At 39.0% G+C, this 19,153-nt stretch carries 20 protein-coding genes; 1 reads left to right on the top strand and 19 read right to left on the bottom strand.

Translation table 11 applies throughout. The features are described 5' to 3' along the window. Nucleotides 1-30 precede the first annotated feature (30 nt). The 6 genes from HORE_RS01405 to HORE_RS01380 are packed head-to-tail and all read right to left on the bottom strand — an operon-like array spanning nt 31 to nt 6,046. The gene (locus tag HORE_RS01405; RefSeq protein ID WP_012635206.1) at nt 31-1,284 is read right to left on the bottom strand and encodes an ABC transporter permease; all 1,254 of its coding nucleotides are present in this window, start codon (nt 1,282-1,284) and stop codon (nt 31-33) included. A 13-nt stretch (nt 1,285-1,297) separates the two neighbouring features. Further along, nucleotides 1,298-2,518, bottom strand: coding sequence for an ABC transporter permease (locus HORE_RS01400; RefSeq protein WP_012635205.1), 1,221 nt, complete (start codon nt 2,516-2,518; stop codon nt 1,298-1,300). Further along, on the bottom strand, nt 2,505-3,239 hold the full coding sequence (locus tag HORE_RS01395; RefSeq protein WP_041606209.1) for an ABC transporter ATP-binding protein: 735 nt from the start codon (nt 3,237-3,239) through the stop codon (nt 2,505-2,507). Before HORE_RS01395 ends, HORE_RS01400 begins: the two co-directional genes overlap by 14 nt. Before the next feature lie 37 nt (nt 3,240-3,276). Beyond that, nucleotides 3,277-4,722 carry an efflux RND transporter periplasmic adaptor subunit gene (locus HORE_RS01390; RefSeq protein ID WP_012635203.1) on the bottom strand — a complete coding sequence of 482 codons (1,446 nt, stop codon included), beginning with the start codon at nt 4,720-4,722 and terminating at the stop codon, nt 3,277-3,279. Nucleotides 4,723-4,724: 2 nt separating this feature from the next. Further along, nucleotides 4,725-5,390 (bottom strand): TolC family protein, encoded by a 666-nt coding sequence (locus HORE_RS01385; RefSeq protein WP_012635202.1) that lies wholly within the window; start codon nt 5,388-5,390, stop codon nt 4,725-4,727. A gap of 5 nt (nt 5,391-5,395) precedes the next feature. Beyond that, nucleotides 5,396-6,046 (bottom strand): phosphohexomutase domain-containing protein, encoded by a 651-nt coding sequence (locus tag HORE_RS01380; protein WP_012635201.1) that lies wholly within the window; start codon nt 6,044-6,046, stop codon nt 5,396-5,398. Between the two features lie 346 nt (nt 6,047-6,392). Between HORE_RS01380 and HORE_RS01375 the strand changes: the two genes are divergently transcribed. Next, the gene (locus tag HORE_RS01375) at nt 6,393-7,121 is read left to right on the top strand and encodes a CPBP family glutamic-type intramembrane protease (RefSeq protein WP_012635115.1); all 729 of its coding nucleotides are present in this window, start codon (nt 6,393-6,395) and stop codon (nt 7,119-7,121) included. A gap of 293 nt (nt 7,122-7,414) precedes the next feature. On the opposite strand, the gene HORE_RS12835 is transcribed toward HORE_RS01375, so the two are convergent. The 13 genes from HORE_RS12835 to HORE_RS01310 all read right to left on the bottom strand — a co-directional run bounded on the left by HORE_RS12835 (nt 7,415) and on the right by HORE_RS01310 (nt 19,144). Beyond that, nucleotides 7,415-7,564 carry a hypothetical protein gene (locus HORE_RS12835; RefSeq protein ID WP_167935742.1) on the bottom strand — a complete coding sequence of 50 codons (150 nt, stop codon included), beginning with the start codon at nt 7,562-7,564 and terminating at the stop codon, nt 7,415-7,417. Nucleotides 7,565-7,683: 119 nt separating this feature from the next. After that, nucleotides 7,684-8,673 (bottom strand): AmmeMemoRadiSam system radical SAM enzyme, encoded by a 990-nt coding sequence (gene amrS, locus HORE_RS01370; protein WP_012635114.1) that lies wholly within the window; start codon nt 8,671-8,673, stop codon nt 7,684-7,686. A gap of 5 nt (nt 8,674-8,678) precedes the next feature. After that, nucleotides 8,679-9,203: an AmmeMemoRadiSam system protein A gene (amrA, locus tag HORE_RS01365; protein ID WP_012635113.1), complete on the bottom strand. Its 525-nt coding sequence runs from the start codon at nt 9,201-9,203 to the stop codon at nt 8,679-8,681. Nucleotides 9,204-9,206: 3 nt separating this feature from the next. Further along, nucleotides 9,207-10,034: an AmmeMemoRadiSam system protein B gene (gene amrB, locus HORE_RS01360; RefSeq protein WP_012635112.1), complete on the bottom strand. Its 828-nt coding sequence runs from the start codon at nt 10,032-10,034 to the stop codon at nt 9,207-9,209. 294 nt (nt 10,035-10,328) lie between these two features. Beyond that, nucleotides 10,329-10,724, bottom strand: coding sequence for a 30S ribosomal protein S9 (rpsI, locus tag HORE_RS01350; RefSeq protein ID WP_012635111.1), 396 nt, complete (start codon nt 10,722-10,724; stop codon nt 10,329-10,331). Between the two features lie 19 nt (nt 10,725-10,743). Continuing rightward, nucleotides 10,744-11,172, bottom strand: a complete 429-nt coding sequence (gene rplM / locus HORE_RS01345; RefSeq protein WP_012635110.1) for a 50S ribosomal protein L13 — start codon at nt 11,170-11,172, stop codon at nt 10,744-10,746. Between the two features lie 152 nt (nt 11,173-11,324). Next, a complete protein-coding gene (truA, locus tag HORE_RS01340) occupies nt 11,325-12,065 on the bottom strand; it encodes a tRNA pseudouridine(38-40) synthase TruA (RefSeq protein ID WP_012635109.1) in 741 nt (246 codons plus the stop codon). A gap of 155 nt (nt 12,066-12,220) precedes the next feature. Further along, nucleotides 12,221-13,012, bottom strand: a complete 792-nt coding sequence (locus tag HORE_RS01335; protein WP_012635108.1) for an energy-coupling factor transporter transmembrane component T family protein — start codon at nt 13,010-13,012, stop codon at nt 12,221-12,223. Then, nucleotides 13,006-13,857, bottom strand: a complete 852-nt coding sequence (locus HORE_RS01330) for an energy-coupling factor transporter ATPase (protein WP_012635107.1) — start codon at nt 13,855-13,857, stop codon at nt 13,006-13,008. The genes HORE_RS01335 and HORE_RS01330 overlap by 7 nt, the downstream gene beginning before the upstream one ends. After that, nucleotides 13,851-14,672 (bottom strand): energy-coupling factor transporter ATPase, encoded by an 822-nt coding sequence (locus tag HORE_RS01325; RefSeq protein WP_012635106.1) that lies wholly within the window; start codon nt 14,670-14,672, stop codon nt 13,851-13,853. The genes HORE_RS01330 and HORE_RS01325 overlap by 7 nt, the downstream gene beginning before the upstream one ends. A 206-nt stretch (nt 14,673-14,878) precedes the next feature. After that, on the bottom strand, nt 14,879-15,988 hold the full coding sequence (locus tag HORE_RS01320; RefSeq protein WP_050748584.1) for an alpha-amylase family glycosyl hydrolase: 1,110 nt from the start codon (nt 15,986-15,988) through the stop codon (nt 14,879-14,881). Nucleotides 15,989-16,326: 338 nt separating this feature from the next. After that, entirely contained in the window at nt 16,327-18,822 is a 2,496-nt protein-coding gene (locus HORE_RS01315; RefSeq protein ID WP_012635199.1) for a CoA-disulfide reductase, read from the bottom strand. Between the two features lie 34 nt (nt 18,823-18,856). Beyond that, on the bottom strand, nt 18,857-19,144 hold the full coding sequence (locus tag HORE_RS01310; RefSeq protein ID WP_012635198.1) for an ArsR/SmtB family transcription factor: 288 nt from the start codon (nt 19,142-19,144) through the stop codon (nt 18,857-18,859). Between the last annotated feature and the right edge of the window lie 9 nt (nt 19,145-19,153).

Below are 19,153 nucleotides of genomic sequence, written 5' to 3'. Positions count from 1 at the left end.
TCCTCAATTTAAGTAAAAAACATTAAAAAACTATTCATATCTTAGAGCCTCTATGGGGTCAAGCCTGGAGGCCTTATAGGCAGGATAAAAACCAAATATAACCCCAATGGCGGTAGTTACCCCGAAGGATAGCAGAATAACCCACCCTGGAATAAATCCCTGCCACCAGTTGAAGACCTGTTTCAAGATCATATTGGCAAGAAATGAAAGAATACTACCCATTAAAACCCCGACAATACCACCACCGACAGAGAGGATGACTGATTCTGCTAAAAACTGTCTCTGAACATCCTGCCTGGTCGCTCCTATGGCCAGCCTTACTCCAATCTCACGGGTCCTTTCTTTAACGGTAACCAGCATAATATTCATAACCCCGATACCGCCTACCAGCAGGGAAATAGAAGCAATTCCACCAAGCACATAAGTAAATACAGTAAAAACCCTGGTCATGATATTGACATTTTCCTGAAGACTCTGGAAGTAAAACTTACTCTTCCCGGTACTGGTTTTACCGTATTTTCTATCCATAAGATATTTTACCTGTTCCAGGGTATCTTTCTCTGAAGCGTCTGGACCATAGGATAGCAGATAAAAATCTACATATCTGGTTTCCCGGCGCCAGTGGTCTCTGATAGTGGTGTATGGAAGTAGAACCGATTGATTAGAAATAAACATCATGTTCTGGGATTCCTGCATAACTCCAACAATAATAAATTTCTTACCAGACAGATATATATATTTACCGACTGCTGAGGCATAATCGGGGGTAGAGGCGTGTTGTGGTTGCACCATATTTCCTGTCCTCGCCAGTCTTTCCAGCAACTGTTCCCCGACTATAGCAACCCGCTCTTTATTATCAATATCTGACTGGTCAAAAAAACGGCCATAACTTATATTTACATTAATCAGTTCCTGTGAAGCAGGATCGATACCATAAACCCAGCCTTCCTGCTCATTATCACCATACTTTACCCCCGTGTAAAGCTGGTAAAAGGGAACGACCTTTTCAACACCCATTACAGAGTCTTTAAGGTAATCCCTGTCCCGCAAACTTAACCGCCCCTGCAGATGGTATGGTAAATTATGGTTTTCATCTATATATATTTGACGGGTCTGAAGATTACTGAACTGGCCACTAACAACCTTCTGGGTTCCACTCCCCAGAGATACCATCAGAATAACTGCTGTTACTCCAATTATAATACCTAACAGGGTCAAAAATGACCTCAATTTATTACTTCCAACCCCGGCCAGGGCCAGTCTAATTGTTTCCATTAAATTCATCTATGTCACCACCTTATTCATAACGCAACGCCTCTATGGGATTAAGGCGGGCTGCTTTATAGGCAGGGTATATTCCAAAGAAGAGACCAACCAGTGTCGTAAAGGTCAGGGACAGCAAAACTGCCCACCTTGGGACACTATAACTAAAGTTAATGTATTTATTAGCAATATTGAGGGCAACTTCACTCCCGAGATACCCTACAATAACCCCGAGAATACCTCCAACAATACAGAGAACAATGGATTCAATAATAAATTGAATGAGGATATCCCGGTTTGTTGCCCCCAGGGCCTTCCTCAGGCCAATCTCCCGGGTCCTTTCAGTTACAATAACCAGCATAATGTTCATTAAACCAATCCCGGCCACCAGAAGGGTTATACTGGCGACCCCGCTAAGTAAGACAATCAGGACCGTCTTTATAATACTTATTTCCTTAAGCCCTGAGACCCAGCTACTTACTCGAAACTTTGACATCCCATTGTCTGCCATACCATGCCTTCTGTCCAGTAATTGTTGTACCCGCTTAATTCCTGTATCGACCAGAGATTTATCTTTTAGCCTGGCCATTAAGATAAAGCGGTTATGAACATCAAAAATCCTTTCAAATACACTAAAAGGGATAAATACCGTATTATTTGTTACTGAAGTAGGGATTATGGACTTTTCCCCCTCCTCCAGGACACCGATGACGGTAAAAGTAAGACCGGACAGATTTAACTTCTTACCAACAGGGTTAACCCCTTCAAATAATTTTTCAGCTGTATCATAACTCAGGACAACCACCTGATTTAATTCTTCCATATCCAGCCGTGTTAAGGACCTTCCTCTGGCAATACTTACATCATATATATCAAAGATAGAGGGGGTTGAAGCAATGAGGTTGCAATCCTTTTCTTCCCCATTAAGTCTGATCTTACTGTTACCATAATACCGGGGGGCAATGGCTCTAATCATGTCTGATTCCCTGTCTTTAATATACTCAATATCATCAAGGGTCAACCCAGCCATAGGCCGTCTGGTATCACGGTCCCACCGGGCATAAGCATAGATAACATCAGAAGGAGCTATTTTTTCAACTTCAGCCAGTAAAAACCTCTCTGCCCCCTGGACCACAAAAATAATAACAATTACAGCAGCTATCCCGATAATGACCCCAATCAGGGTCAAAAAGGTCCTGACCTTATTATGCCAGATTTCATACAGGGCAAGACCAATATACTCAAGTAATTTCATCCCGATCCCTCCAGGAACGGGTAGCAGTCTCTCTATTAATACCGTTCTGTGTTTTATCTTCCCTGATTATCTCTCCATCTTTAAAATGGACTATACGGTGAGCATGACTGGCAACTACCCGGTCATGGGTAACCATAACTATGGTTATCCCCTTTTCATTTAAACCATTCAGGATTTCCAGTATATCCTCTTCAGATTTGCTATCAAGGTTACCGGTCGGTTCATCTGCCAGAATTATCTGGGGGTCATTAACCAGAGACCTGGCTATGGCCACTCTCTGGCATTGCCCTCCTGAAAGTTCCGAAGGTTTGTGGTGGAGCCTGTCACCGAGCCCCACAGATTCTAAAGCCTTTCTGGCTATCTTTAACCTTTTTTGACGGGGGACCCCTTTATAGATCATGGGCTGTTCTACATTTCTTAAGGCTGAAAAACGGGGAAGTAGATTGAAGGTCTGAAAGATAAAACCGACCTTAAGGTTTCTTATTTTTGCCAGTTCCTTTTCAGACATGCTGCTGACATTAACCCCGTCAAGATAATACTCCCCGGAGGTAGGGGTGTCCAGGCAGCCAAGAATATTCATTAATGTTGACTTTCCCGAGCCAGACGGGCCCATCACGGCAACAAATTCCCCCTCATCAACCTCAAAAGATACTTCCTTTAGAGCCTTGACTGCTACCTCACCTTCACCATATATTTTAGATAGATTTGATACCTTTATTATGGACAATTTAATTTCACCTCCATCCTGGACTCCCCCTTTATTTATCTTTTTTTCTTTCAGTAACATCAGACACAGGTGTCCCGGGTTCTAAATCTTTAAGGACAGTAAATGGTCCAATGATAACCCGTTCCCCGGCTTTAACACCTTTTACTTCCACTTTAGTAAGGTTTTGTAGACCGAGTTCCACCGGCCTCTTTACAGCTTTACCATCCTCAACAACATATACATATTTATCTTCGTCTCCCAGGACTGCCAGGGGCGGCAGGGTAATTACATTATTTTTGTAGGATGTAACGATTTCCGCATTAACAAACATACCCGGTTTTAAAACACCTTCAGGGTCACTAACCACTATCTGTGTCCTGTATTTATTTAGATTGCCTACCTTGGTGGCAACCGGGTCTATTTTTATTACCTCTCCTGTAAGCTTATCCTCAAAAGAATCACTGGTTAGAGTAACACTCTGTCCTACCGCCACTTCATTGACATCAACTTCATCTACCATAACTTCTATAAGTAAGGATTCAAGGTCAGCAATTTTACCGACAGTGGTTCCTTCTACAACTTTATCGCCTTCCCTGATTTCCAGAGAGACAATGGTCCCTGTTATCGGGGCCAGGGTTTCTAATCTGTTCAAATCTTCCTTAATATCAGCTATATTCTTTTTTGCCCTGTCAATCTTTATCCGGGCCAGTTCCAGGTCATTTTCAGTAATATTACTTTTTTCCAGAGAATTCTTTAAAAGCTCCAGACTGTTTTCAGCTTTTCCCACTTCCAGATTGGCCAGTTCAATAGTTCTCGGAATGGTTTTTTGCTCCAAATACTTGAGCTCTTCTTTGAGGTCTTCATAGTTATCCTGGGCTGTCTGGTAAGCTTTTTCTGCATTTTTAACAGCCTTTTCAGCAACAGCCTTATTCTGGAAAAGGTATTTCTGCTTTTCCCATTCTTTGCGGGCCTCATCAAGGGCCTTCTTAGCATCATCAATCTTATCCTGCAGGGTCTTAAGCTTATATTCCAGTGACTCTTTTTCTTTATTGAGTGATAAGCGGGCAAGTTCTAAATTCTGTCTGGCCTCTTTAAGCTTTAATTCATTTATTTTATCCTGCTTCTTAAAGTTACTAACAAGGGTTTCGTAATTTTTTGAAGCCTCTTTTAAACTTAATCTGGCAAGTTCAAGATTATCCCTTAGAGGGTCTCCATCGATTTTAATAATCTTCTCACCTTCTGCTACCTCATCCCCTTCCTCGATATAGACCCTTTCAACAAGGCCGGAGACCTTGACTTTAATATCCCTGTCATTTTCAAAAGTAACATTACCATCAGCCAGGACCCTGGTCATAATTTCACCAGGCTTTGCCTCCACGGTTTTGACAAGTTTTACATTCCCGGCAACCTGTTTGCTCCCACCTTTTTTATTCATCATATAAATACTGGAGCCAATTACAGCCACTATCAATATAAGAATAATAATCTTTTTTTTCATATCTACATATCCTCCCCTTCAGGAAATTCACCTATCAAGAGCTTTATAGAATAAAGGTTTTTATAGTAATTGGTAAGTTCCGTTATATAGGCAGATTTACGTTCCCTTAATTCAATCTGATAGTTCAAAAGCTCACTCAGGGTTGCAACACCTGTTTTATACCGGATTTCAGCAATCTCAAGCTTCTGGCGGGTAAGTTCAATGGCTTCCCTGGAATAACCAATTTGCTTTTTAATAGTTTTCTGGTTTTCAATAAGGTCAATACTCTCCAGCTTTAAACCATTTCTCCTGTTTTTTAACTCCTCTTTTAAACTCTGGATTCCGTTTTCTATTCCCGTTATCTCCAGTCCTTTGCTTTTATTATTATAGGTATTAAAATTATAACTCAGGTTTAAGCCTATCTGGTAATCAGAAGGGAATTCTTCTTTATCCCAGAAGACCTTACCGTAAAGATTGACAGTAGGCAGTTCCATCCCGGACAACCCTTCAGCCAGGTACTCCTGCTGTTCTATATTTTTCTTGATAACCTCAATATTAGTATCACTTGCTACAGCCCTATTCCAGACTTCTTCCCAGCTCAAATTAATTTCTTCCAGTTTTTGTTCATCAGGTATATTCAATATTATATCATCTTTTATATTTATTTCCAGCCTTTTGCTGAATTTCAAAAGGGCTAACTTGAAACTGGTTTTGGCCTTTTCAAGTTGATAACCATGACATCAGCCCTCAGTTTTTTCAAAACTTCTGGAGCAACTTTATAGGCAGCTCCATTGGCACAGTCAACAACTATTTTCAGTCCTGAAAAATCTGAGTCAACTGTCTCCTTCAAATAATCAACATACTTATGGTAATATTCAGGGGCAGAATCAACTACCCCGATCTTCTCATGGGTGGGGTAGGGTATGGTCTCCAGTTTATTAAAAATTAAATTTTCAATCTCATCCTCCATTTCATCGGTAAGTTTATAACCTTTTTGGTTAAAAAACTTTATACCGTTGTCGGCAATAGGATTGTGAGAGGCAGAAATCATTACCCCTCCCTGGACATCAAGACTTGAGGTTAAAAAAGATACCCCTGGTGTCGGAATAATACCGAGCTTAATAACATCAATGCCTGCAGAGGTCAAACCGGCTACCAGCCCGGCTTCCAGCATATCACCCGAAATCCGGGTATCCTTACCAATTAAAACTACCGGTTTTTTGCCTCCCTTATAATCTCTGGTTAAATAATAACCTCCTGCCCTTCCCAGTTTATAGGCCAGTTCACCTGTAAGTTCTTTGTTTGCTACTCCTCTGACACCGTCTGTTCCAAATAATTTACCCATAATCTCACCTCTTGATCAATTTTAACCACGAAGTTATTATACTAAAATTTATGTTTTAAAACAAGATAACTAATATTTTGTTTAACAACTACTATTTTCGATAAAAATATATAATAAACCTGCTTTTTCCTTAAGTTAATTTATATATTCTTTTAGGATTTGTCAGGGCTTTCTACAATTAATTCTTCTGAAATCATAAATTATTTGTAGCTTAAATATAACAGTAAATTAATATTTTTTAAACCCCGGGTTAACATGGGTGTGAGCAGAATGCCCCAATATAGTGGATAAAAGAGGATTTTATTAACTTGTAGCGAAATTTTAATTGGTGAAAGGAGAGAAAAAAATGAAAGAAAGACCGCTTTATGTACATAAAATTAACTATAAAGATATCCTTATTATTGTGGGGTTCTGGTACTTTATGGCTGCTTTTGGTTACCTGACCAGGGGACTGGTATTCCCCTACACCCCGGTTTTAACAAGTATATTTCACTTTTTGTTCGTCATCAGTGGCAGGTTAATTTTTCTTGCTCTGGTAATCTTCTATCTTGTTTCATTATATGGAGTTGATTTTAGAACACTTGGCCTTTCTACTAAAAATTTAAAAAAAGAAATTTTACTGGGGACTTCCCTTATCTTTAGTCTACTGTTTGCTGTTTTGTTTCTTGTAAATATCCCCTTAAGTTATAAATCATTATCCGGGTCTAACTTTAACCCCCTGTATACTTTTGATAAGCCGGAACATTTTATTAATAGCATTTTTTCTGTTATCATAATTTACCCGGGTACCATTATTATTGCTTTAAGTGAAGCCTTCCTTTTAATTAACATATTTTACAGGACTTTACTGGGAAAATTAAAACCCTTCCCGGGACTTATCATAAGTTCATTTGCATATTCTATATTACTGTTAACCAGTGGCCCTACTCAAATTATAATTAAATTTATAGCTGCTTTTATAACAATTTTCTTATACCGTAAAACCAGGTCGTTAATCACTCCATCTATCTTTCTGGCCGGTTACTATACCTTCTATATTATTTACATATATGGTTGGGAATTTATCAAATTTTAATCCCTTTAAAAACTATCCTCATTTATTATATGCACCATCTCCTGTTTCCGGGACTTTTTTAACATTTTTTATATCAGGGATATTACTCATTAAAATTTTATTAATATTTTCCTCTTAAAAATAAAAAAAGACCGGCTTGTTTAACCGGTCTATAAAGATATTGTTTTTTCAGTTCATTATTAAATTTCAAGGTAAGTATAATAATGTGACTCCTGGCATCATAAAACTTATAATCTTATTTCTCTTATCTGCTACTTAAAACTTAAACAGTGAAAGATGAAATGACTAAAAGGTTAGAAGTAAAGTTTTGTTATCTTGAATTCTGGTAAATCGTTTTCTACAATTCTGTCCCTGTAAAGGGCACCACTGCATTTTTCACAGTATTCATTACCTGACCAGTTGTGAGTTCCACATACAGGACATTTTACCTTCTTAGCTTTCATTCTTATCACCCTCCTTATGAGCTTATTGTGTTATAGGGCTTATGCTCAATGTTAGTATAGCACTCCATTTTAATTTTGTCAATTACTAACAAAAAGAAGTAATTTTATAAATTGTTAGATTATTTATTCCTGAACTCTCCTTTTATCTCCTGACCACACCAGGGACATCTCCCATCTTTAATTCTATTTATGACTCTGATATTCCTTTCAATTACAACCTGACCACAGTGGGGACACACAGTATCCCGGCCCTGATCAAGGTTAATATTACCGAGGTATACATAATTTAAATATCTTTTAGCCAGGTCATAAGCTTCTTTTAATTCATCTATAGAAGTCGGGGGCAGATTCAACCTGTATCTGGGGAAATACCTTGTTATATGTAAGGGAATATCCGGATCAAGACTGTTGAGCCACTGAAACATATCCTCAAGTTCCTCGGTCGAATCATTCAATCCAGGAATTAAAAGGGTTGTGATTTCAATATGGACTTTATCCCGCAGATATTTAATATTTTCCAGAACAGGTTTTAACTTGCCACCACAGATACGTTGGTAAAAATCAGGATTATAGGCCTTTAAGTCAATATTAATACCATCTATATAGGGTATAAGCTCCTTGAGCGGCTTTTTATTTATAAAACCATTGGTCACCAGGACATTCTTCATCCCGTTAGATTTGACGACCTGGCTTGTTTTGAGAACATATTCAAACCAGATCGATGGTTCTGAATAGGTATAGGCCACCCCGATTACATTTTTATCCCGGGCAAGGTCAGCCACTTCTTTCGGTGAATAGCTGGTTACAACTTCGGGTTTTTCCTGGCTTATCTGCCAGTTCTGACAGTGTTTACATGTAAAATTACAACTATATGTCCCCAGTGACAGGATCCTGGTTCCGGGATAGAAATGGTATAATGGTTTTTTTTCAACAGGGTCAATTGCCATAGATGTAATGACTCCATAGTTTTTTAGAATTAATTCACCCTTTTCATTTACCCTGACCTTACAACGGCCCTTTTCTCCGACAGGAATTTCACAGGTATGGGGGCATAGCAGACATTGTACTTTATCATTATCCATCTTTATGTAGAACCCGGCTTTTTCCATTGATATTACCTCTCTTTGTATCTTTTTACCTGAAACCTGTATATCTCAACTTCCTCATCTGGTCTTATTCCAGCTTTCAATCTGGCGATCTCCAGTTGTTTTTCCACTGAATCTATCCCCTCAAGGTCAGGGAGAAGGAGACCAGTCCTGTGCCCCTTTTTTACCAGAATCCCATATTTATGAGGATCAAGTTCATTCCGGTTATTAACTTTTTCCGGCTCTGTTAAAATATCGACACTTATCTCTATTTTATTTAATTCCTCTACCCTGACTGGCCCAAATCTAGGGTCGTGGACAGCGGCACTTATGGCGTTTTTTATTATTTCCTGGGCAATATTGTCCTGGGTTGGTAAAAATGTACCGATACATCCCCGTAATTTACCATCTTTTTTTAGGGATACAAAAACACCTGCTCTTTTTTTGAGTTCCTCGGGAAGATCGGTCAACTCTTTTATTTGACGTCCTTCTTTAATATAAACTTCGATTGTTTTTCTGGCAAGTCCAGTTATATAGCTACTCAGTTTTGACATCCTTTATCCCTCCATCTGATAAAATTCAACTACTGCATACCCTACCCCAAAGGGGCCTTCATAGGACATAATATCTACGTCAAGTTCTAAATTCTGTATAGCCCCCAGCATTATAATTAACGGTCTAAGCCCACACTCTCCCGCCTTCTCGATTAAGCCCTTATCAAGTTTCAGTATCTTCCGGTAAGACTTTTTTTCTAATAATTCAATTAACTTCTGGTCGAACTTCCTGCCAACAGGACTGTATCCGGCAGGGGCACCAGGCTTTAATCGGTGGGATAGATCACCACTGGCAACAATAACCGCCTTCAAATCCATTTCATCTAAAGTCCTATTTATAATGTACCCAAACTTATACAGTGTTTCATACTCCAGAAGGCCCATTGTTAATGGTAAAACAGGTTTATTGACACCGGCTTCCTGGATAAAATACAGAGGAACCATAACACCATGGTCAAGACGGGGAGAAATACTGTAATTCTGTAAACTCTGTTTGTTCAAGGTAAATACATCTATACCTTCTTTATCAGCATTTTTCTTTAATCTGTCTATTAGCTCAAGATTAATATCTATTTTAAAGTTTACTTCCGGGGCCCCGAATTCAGAAAAATCACCTGTTAACTCCTCCTGGTATATAATACTGATAGCATCTGAAAAAACAGGCCCATGGGGACTTATAGTAATCAAAATATCGGGATCTACATTTTTAATATCTTCCGCAAGGCGAGTCATAGACGTTATCGTCTTTTTTACCCTGTCCCGTTCCCTGCCTCCTATCTCGGGGATTATAATCGGGGGGTGTGGAGCCAGAGCAGCCATTCTTACACCCATATATTACCACCTCCATTTTTATATTTCTGGTTAAAGTTATTATTTCCTCTATTCTATTTTATTTATTTGGGTGGCTATATATAATATTATTGCTCTGTATTTTTCAGTATTTTTATGTGTTTTATGGCAATACAGGATTGGGTCCAGAATTTTGGTACCCCCAGGTAAGTTCAGAAAATATCCTTTTTTAATAGTCTCAAGTAGTCTTAAGATTAAATCCTTTCTCCGTTTAAATACCTGTATACAATTAAAAAAAGAGAGGGACATCCCTCTCTTTTTTTAATAGGTAATATATTATCTTTTGGAGAACTGTGGCGCTTTACGGGCCTTTTTGAGACCGTATTTTTTCCTTTCTTTCATTCTCGGGTCCCTGGTCAGGTAACCGGCTTTTTTAAGTGGTTTACGATAATCCTTGTCGACTCTTAATAAAGCCCTGGCAATTCCATGACGAATTGCCCCGGCCTGACCGCTTAAGCCACCCCCATTAACATTAACCAGAACATCAAAACTATCCAGGTTGTTGGTTAATTCAAGAGGAGACTTTAAATCTTTAATCAAGGTTTCCCGTCCAAAATATTCCTTAACATCTTTTCCATTTATTAAAATCTTACCACTACCGGGTACTAAACGGACCCTGGCAGTTGAAGTTTTACGTCTACCGGTACCCCAGTATTGTACCTCTGCCGCCATTTAAGTTCCTCCTTTCTGGCTAGAGTTCTAGTTTTTCAGGTTTCTGGGCCTCATGTGGATGGTCCGGACCTGCATAAACCTTTAACTTCTTAATCATCTTTCTTCCCAGTCTATTATGGGGTAACATTCCCCTGACAGCCTTTTCAATAATCAATTCCGGCTTAGTTTGAAGTAATTTTTCATAGCTCATTTCCTTCAAACCACCGGGATACCCACTATGGCGGTAATACTTTTTCTGTTCCCATTTCCGACCGGTTAATTTTACCTTGTCTGCATTTACAACAATAACATAATCACCGGTATCAACATGTGGTGTAAAGGTTGGTTTATGTTTACCCCTCAATATTTCTGCAATCTTTGTGGCTAAACGACCCAACACTTTATCAGTGGCATCAACAACATACCACTGGCGTTCTACTTCATGAGGTTTGGCCATATAGGTGGACACTTTTATCCCTCCTTCTTTAACAAATACAATTTAGATATAAAATAACATTATATAATATAATGTAACGGGGCATTTTTACATACTAACTCATAGTAATTTTAATACAACAAATACCCTTTGTCAAGGATATTATAATACCCTGACAGACTTTTTTAATAAAATACTTCAATAAGGGTTAACCCCCGGGGTGGTGCAGTAAAACCTGCTCTATCTCTATCCTTTATCTCCAATAGCTGACCAACACTCTTTACAGTTCTTTTCCCTAACCCGACTTCAATCAAAGTACCTGCTATTATCCTGACCATTTTATATAAAAAACCATTACCACATACTTCTATTTTTATTTGATACTGGTCACGATATATATCTAATTTTGTTATTGTCCTCACAGTGGTTTTATTGGATCCACCGGATGCCTGAAAAGAGGCAAAATCATGTTCTCCAATTAAAAGCGAACCTGCCTCTCTCATTTTATCTATATTTAGATTATGGGGGATAAAATAGGTATAATTACGTAAGAAAGGAGATGGATATTCACTATTAAGAATTCGATAGATATATCTTTTCCCCCTGGCATCAAAACGAGCATGAAAATCTTCAGTTACTTCCTCAGCATCTTTACATACTATATCAGGTGGTAGTTTACTGTTTAAAGCAAGGGGAATTCTTTCTACCGGGATTCCCACTTTAAGCCTGAAATTGGCCACCTGGCCCCGGGCATGAACCCCGGCATCTGTCCGGCTGGCCCCTATCAATTTAACTGGCGACTTATTTATATCAAAAAGACATTTACTTAATACTCCCTGTATTGTCTCCGGGGTATTATTCTGGATTTGCCAGCCACTATAGTTGGTTCCATCATATTCTACGGTTATCTTAATATTTCGCTCCATCTCAATCCCCCACCTGAATCATCTCAGGGTTACAGTTACAGTAACGAAATATAAATATTAATAAACTATTTAATAAATTGAATAAAATATATAAGTTAATTTTATATCAGTATTAATATTTCTCACCCAGAAAAATAAATTAAGAAAAAATATATCTAGAAAAAACTAATAAAAATGGCAATAATAGTTGACATAATGAGGCTGAATATATCCCTTCTCTGTATTTGTAACTCATGGAGACGGGTCCGCCCTTCTCCTCCACGGTAACACCGGGACTCCATCGCCAGGGCCAGGTCATCAGCTCTCCTGAAGGCACTGATAAACAGGGGAACCAACAGGGGTATTAGATTCCTGGCTCTCTGAACAATACTACCACTTTCAAAATCAGCCCCACGGGCCTTCTGGGCCTTCATAATTTTTTCTGCTTCTTCCATAAGGGTTGGTATAAAACGTAAAGCAATAGTCATCATCATAGCCAGTTCATTGGCAGGTACCCCAATCCTCTTAAAGGGAGAAAGTAAGTACTCAATCCCATCTGTAAGCTGTAATGGGGATGTTGTCAGGGTAAGTAACGAGGTAAAAGCAATTAATAATAAAATACGACTGGCCATAAATAGACCGGTGAAAAGTCCATGTTCATCAATCCTTATAACCCACCATTGCCACAATACTTTACCGCCCCGTGTGAATAGTACATGTAAAAGCAGGGTCAAAATCACCAGAAAAAGAATAGGTTTTAAACCCTTGATTATTCTTTTAACCGGTAATTTTGCCAGAAAAATAATAAAAGTAATATATAATAAAAAATATAAAAATCCAGTAAAAGATTTTATAAAAAAGAGGGCCGTAATTAATATTATACTAATTATTATTTTTATCCGTGGGTCAAGATTATGGACAATTGTATTTCCAGGTATATACTGGCCAATTGTTATATCAGTTAACATTGGCTTTCCCTCATTTTTGTAATTATTTCCCGGGTTGCTTCTTCAACATTAAAAATATCTGTTCTAACCCGTAACCCTCTGTTTTTTAATTCCCATAAAACTTCCGTTATCTGTGGGAGGTCTAATCCGAGCTTTCTGATTTCATCAACCCGGGTAAATACCTCTTCAGGTTTACCATCCATTACAATTCTACCACGGCTTAATACCAACACCCGGTTAGATAACTGTGAAATTTCCTCCATCCGATGTGATATGAGGATAACTGTCATTTTATAATCCCGATGCAACTGTTTCAGCAATTTTATAAGCTGTTCCCTGCCCCTGGGGTCAAGGCCCGCGGTTGGCTCATCTAAAATCAAAACTTCTGGCATCATGGCCAGAACACCAGCAATAGCTATTTTCCGTTGCTGACCACCGCTTAAATGGAAAGGGGACCTATCTTTATATGTTTCATAATCCATACCTACCAGTGATAAAGCTTGAATAACCCTTTTTTTAATTTCTTCTTCAGAAAGGTCTAAATTACGGGGACCAAAGGCCACTTCATCATATATCGTTTCTTCAAAGAGTTGATGTTCAGGATACTGAAAAACCAGTCCTATTTTCTGTCTGATTTCTCTTTTACTGACCTTTTTCTGGTGTATATCTATCCCCTCTATAAAAACCTTGCCTTCACTCGGTTTAATCAATCCATTAAATAACTGAACAAGGGTGGACTTGCCGGAGCCGGTATGCCCAACAATCCCGATAAATTCATTACTTTGAATCCTGAGATTTACAGACTCAAGTGCTTTTTCATTTTGTCCACTGTAAATGTGAGAAACATCTTTAAGCTGGATTAACATAAGCAACTCACCAACTCATCTATCGATAATATTCTCGGAACAGTCATACCGGCTTTCCTGAGATTGTTTGCCAGCTCAACCACCTGGGGAACATCAAGATTAACACTTTTTAATCCTTCAACATCCTGAAATATATCCCTGGGAGTTCCACTTTTATATATCTGGCCCTGATGCATAACATATATTTTATCAGCCAGGGCAGCCTCCTCCATAAAATGGGTTATATGAATAATTGTTATCCCTTTTTCTTTATTTAAATAAGTAACTGTATCCATTACTTCTTTCCGACCCCTGGGGTCGAGCATGGCTGTAGGTTCATCCAGTACGATACAATCGGATTCCATGGCTATAACCCCGGCAATAGCAACCCTTTGCTTCTGCCCTCCAGATAATTTATGGGTTTCATGTTCCTGAAACCCATTCATTCCGACCATTTTCAGGGCATTGTCTACCCTGAGACGTATCTCACGACTGGGTACTCCCAGGTTTTCCAGACCAAAAGCCACATCATTCTCAACAGTGGTCGCAACCAGCTGGTTATCCGGGTTCTGGAATACAATGCCCACTTTTTGTCTTATTTCCCATATATTTTCTTTTTCGGAAGTTTTTAAGCCATCGATCAGTATTTCCCCTTCAGTAGGGACCAGCAAAACATTAAGTAATCTGGCCAGGGTAGATTTACCGGAACCATTGGAACCAATAATAGCGACAAATTCGCCACTCTCCACAGTCAGATCTATATTTTTTAAAGCTGGTTCATCCGTTCCGGCTTCCTGATAACTGTACCCTACGCCCTTGGCTTCAACCAGGCTCATAAAATACACCTGCTCTCTATTCTTCAACAAGTTCGATTATAGCTTTTTCAGCAGCATCTCCCCGACGCGGATACATTTTAACTAGTACACTATAACTATACAAGAATTTTTAATTTTTGTCAAGCAAAAATTAGAAATTTTTTTATATATTAAAATTTAAAATTCCTGTAAACTCCGGTCTAACTTTTAAATCTTGAAATATAGCCTTAAGTCATACTTTCTTCAAGATAATGTTCAGCCCGGGTATTGTAGGCTATTTTATAATTGGCTCCATCTATTCTCATTCCATTATAAATCCGGGTAGTTTCCCCTTTATTTATAAAGATCCGGTAATTCCCCCGCCGGGCAACTAAAAGATCATAATCAGCATATTCTATCTCTACCCGGTCAACTGTTCGATTACGGATTTCTAAGAGACTATCTATCTCTCTTTTTAAATTATATATATAATAGTCCTTCCAGAAAATACAGGTATAATCGGTAAACAAAATATTAAAGGCATAGGCCAGTATCTTATTAAAAATAACGGGGTCAAACCGGTCAGTATCATGATTTTCAACAAAACTAACTGAACCTTCGAAAACATTATCCATTAAACATCTCATATCAAATAAGGCTGGATTATTACACATCTCCTTCAGGGAATAGAAAAGTGGAAAATTAAAGACATTACAGTTGGTATAATCCCGCCATCGTTGTAATAATCCTCTATCTCCATCCCAATACTCACCAATCGTGAAGGTCTGCAAAGCTTCTTTCCAGTCCCTGATAAAGTCCCACCTTATCTGCTTACAATTATCCAGTCTGAATCCGTCAAATCCTATACTGTCCTTTAACCAGCGGCACCATTTGATAAGGTTGTCCTTCATATAACCATTATCAGAATAATAGCATATCTTTTCCCCGTAACTATTATCTGTATGGCAACCAACACAATTATGGCAAAAATGTTTATAATTTTTAGGAAATTCTGGCTGATTAAATTTTGTATAGGTTTCGGTCTCAAGGTATGGGTTATATTCTTTTTTACCTCCGATGGCATGTCCCATAACTACATCTGCTATTACCCTTATTCCATAGCGGTGGGCTGTCCTGATTAAATCTTTTAACTCCCTTTTTGTACCAAACCTGGTGTTCAAATTGTAATGATCGTAAATATCATAGCCCATCCCCCCCTGGTTTAAACCCCGGGATGGGGGCGGCAACCAGATATCAGTTATTCCAGCATAATATAATTCAGGTAACTTTTCTTTAACTTTCCTGTACCAGTTAGATTCACAATCCCAGTAAAATGCCTGCATAATGACCCTACCCATGTCTTATCACCTTCATTTCAAGTCTATAGCGTTAAATATTCAATCGTTTTCGTAAATTATATCCCTTATATTAATTTTACATTATCCCCCCCTTTTCCTGCTTATTACGGGAAAAATTTCGCTTTATGTAGCAACCAAAAAAATACAGCAAAAATATCAGAAAAACCCCCGGTATAATACCGGGGGTTTAATAAACTTTTTGATTTTTACCCTATATTTTTCATATAGAAGTCCTGCATATTTACATAATAAATATGAAGCAACCTTATATAAGTGTTTTTATATAACTTTTTTTATAACTTTTTATATAACTAAGATAATAAATAGATAATAAATAATTATATAAACAGGCTCATATTTGATTTATCGGCTGCCCCCAGGAAGGAAGCAACCCCACCCACTTCCACTCCATCTATTAACTCTTCCTTTTTGATTCCCATTACATCCATGGACATCTGGCAGGCCACCATATTTACCCCATTCTCCCGGGCCTGTTTTATCAGGGATTCCAGGGAATCTACCCCTTTGCCTTCCATAACTTTACGGATCATACGGGGGCCAAGCCCCATCATGTTCATTTTGGAAAGGGGTAACTTCTTACTACCCCGGGGCATCATTTTCCCAAACATCTTCTCCATAAATCCTTTCTTAGTATTAACAGCACGGTCCTTCCGCAAAATATTTAAACCCCAGAAGGTGAAGAACATGGTCACTTTATTACCCATGGAAGCTGCACCATTGGCGATAATAAAAGAGGCAATAGCCTTATCCAGCTCACCACTGAAAACAACCATTGTCTTCCCCTTAGAAGTGGCAACAGTATCTTCACTGGAAGTATTATTTTCTACCTTAAACCCTCTTCCTTTTTTGATAACTGCCTTATAGACATCACCCTGTTTTTCTTTATCGACAAGGGTATTTCCAGTATTATCACACCAGGCCTCCACATCCCGTAAAAATCCGGGATCAGAGGCAGTTACTTCCAGGATATCACCATCTTTTAATTCCTCCATCTTATGATAGACCTGCATAATGGGGCCGGGACACTGTAAGCCACAGGCATCAAGCTTAACCCTGTTACTCGACATTTCCCGGGAAATTTCTTCACCGGCCTTCCTCCCTGCCCCGGGATTAGAAGTTAAATTTAATTCTTGATACCCCGCTGTATTTATCTCTTCACTTTTATCATCCTGAACGGCCTTATATAATTTATAACCACCACTTAAATTCTTAACCTTTTTAAAGCCATGTTGTTTTAAGATCCGATAACCAATATATCCCCTTAATCCCATGGCACAGTAAACAATTATATCTTTATCCTTATCAAGTTCATCAAGCCTTTCTCTGAGACTATTGAGAGGTATATTTACTGAACCATTTATACTACCAATCTGGGTTTCAACCTCCTCTCTGACATCAAGCAGGATGGTATTTTTATCAAGGTTATTTATATCATCCCAGTAGACTACCTCCACAAGACCATCGAGAATATTGGAGGCTGTGTAACCGGCCATATTGACAGGGTCTTTAGCAGAACCAAAGGGTGGGGCATATGCAAGTTCCAATTCCTGGAGGTCATAAACGGTCATTTCGTGTCTCACTGCAGTAGCCAGAAGGTCTATTCTCTTATCAACCCCTTCATAACCAACTATCTGGGCTCCGAGCACTACTCCCCGGTCAGGAGTAAACAGGAGTTTTATTGTCATCGGTTTGGCTCCGGGATAATAACCGGCATGATTTTTGGACACGGTATAGGACACCAGATAATCCCGTCCTGCTTTTTTAAGAAGCTTTTCGCTGGCTCCGGTACTGGCAACAGTCAGATTAAAAACCCTGGCCACAGCTGTCCCCTGGGTACCTTTATACTTATCAGACTTACCGGAGATAATATTGGCAACAATCCGTCCCTGTTTGTTAGCAGGCCCAGCCAGTGGAATCAATACCGACTGTCCGGTGACCAGATGTATTACTTCAATGGCATCTCCGATGGCATATATATATCTATCAGAGGTCTGCAGATATTCATTTACCTTGATACCACCACTTTCACCTATTTCCAGTCCAGCTTCCCTGGCCAGTTTAGTACTGGGCCTGACCCCTATAGCCATAATGACAAGATCTGTTTCAATTTCCCGGCCACTCTGGAGTACAACTACCGTTTTGCCTCCTTTCCTGTTGACTGATGCAATTCCATCATTTAGATGAAGGTCAATTCCCTGCTCCCGGAGATGATTATGAATCATGGCTGCCATTTCATAGTCCATATTCCCCATAACCTGGGGAGCCATCTCTACCAGGGAAACCTTCAACCCCCGCTCCTGAAGGTTTTCAGCCATTTCCAGTCCAATAAATCCACCACCTACAACTACAGCCCTATCCGGGTTGTTTTTAGATATAAATTCATTAATATTATCAGTATCTGGAATATTCCTCAGGGTAAAAACATTGGGAAAATCCACTCCATCAATGGGTGGCTTAATTGGTTCAGCCCCCGGTGATAGAATAAGAAAGTCATAACTTTCACAATAAATCTCATTTTTATTTAAATCCCTGACCTTGATTTCCTTTTTATCCCGGTCAATCCGGACAACCTCATTCCTGACCCTGACATCGATATTAAATCTGGCCTCCATAGATTCAGGGGTTTGAACAAGAAGTTTTTCCCTTTCCTTAATTACTCCACCGATATGGTAGGGCAAACCACAGTTTGCAAAAGAAATATGGTCTCCTTTTTCCATAATAATAATTTCTGCCTCTTCATCCAGCCTCCGCAAACGGGCAGCTGTACTGGCCCCTCCGGCAACACCACCGACAATTACAATCTTTTTACCCAATTTGTTAACCCCCTTTTGCCTTTTTACACTGTAATCAATCAAATAGTGCTTTTACTACTTTTCTTGCCTCATCACTGATAACATAATATTTTACCTTTTTACCAACCCGTTTTCCCTCAACTATACCCAGATCCTTCAATTTTGATAAATGCTGTGACAGGGTAGACTGGGGAACCTCAAGACAGTATTGCATCCTGGAAACATTACATCCACTATCTTCCAGTAAACCCTTAACAATACAGAGCCTGGTGGGATGGGCCAGGGCCTTTAACACCCTGGATTTCTCTTCAATCTCATTCCTGATTTTTGTGATATCCTTCACTTTAATAAA

Origin of the sequence: Halothermothrix orenii H 168 (assembly GCF_000020485.1) — a bacterium.
GTDB lineage: Bacteria > Bacillota > Halanaerobiia > Halanaerobiales > Halothermotrichaceae > Halothermothrix > Halothermothrix orenii.
The sequence above is the reverse complement of the archived record's forward strand: the minus strand, read 5'-3'. Positions and strand labels throughout refer to the sequence as shown.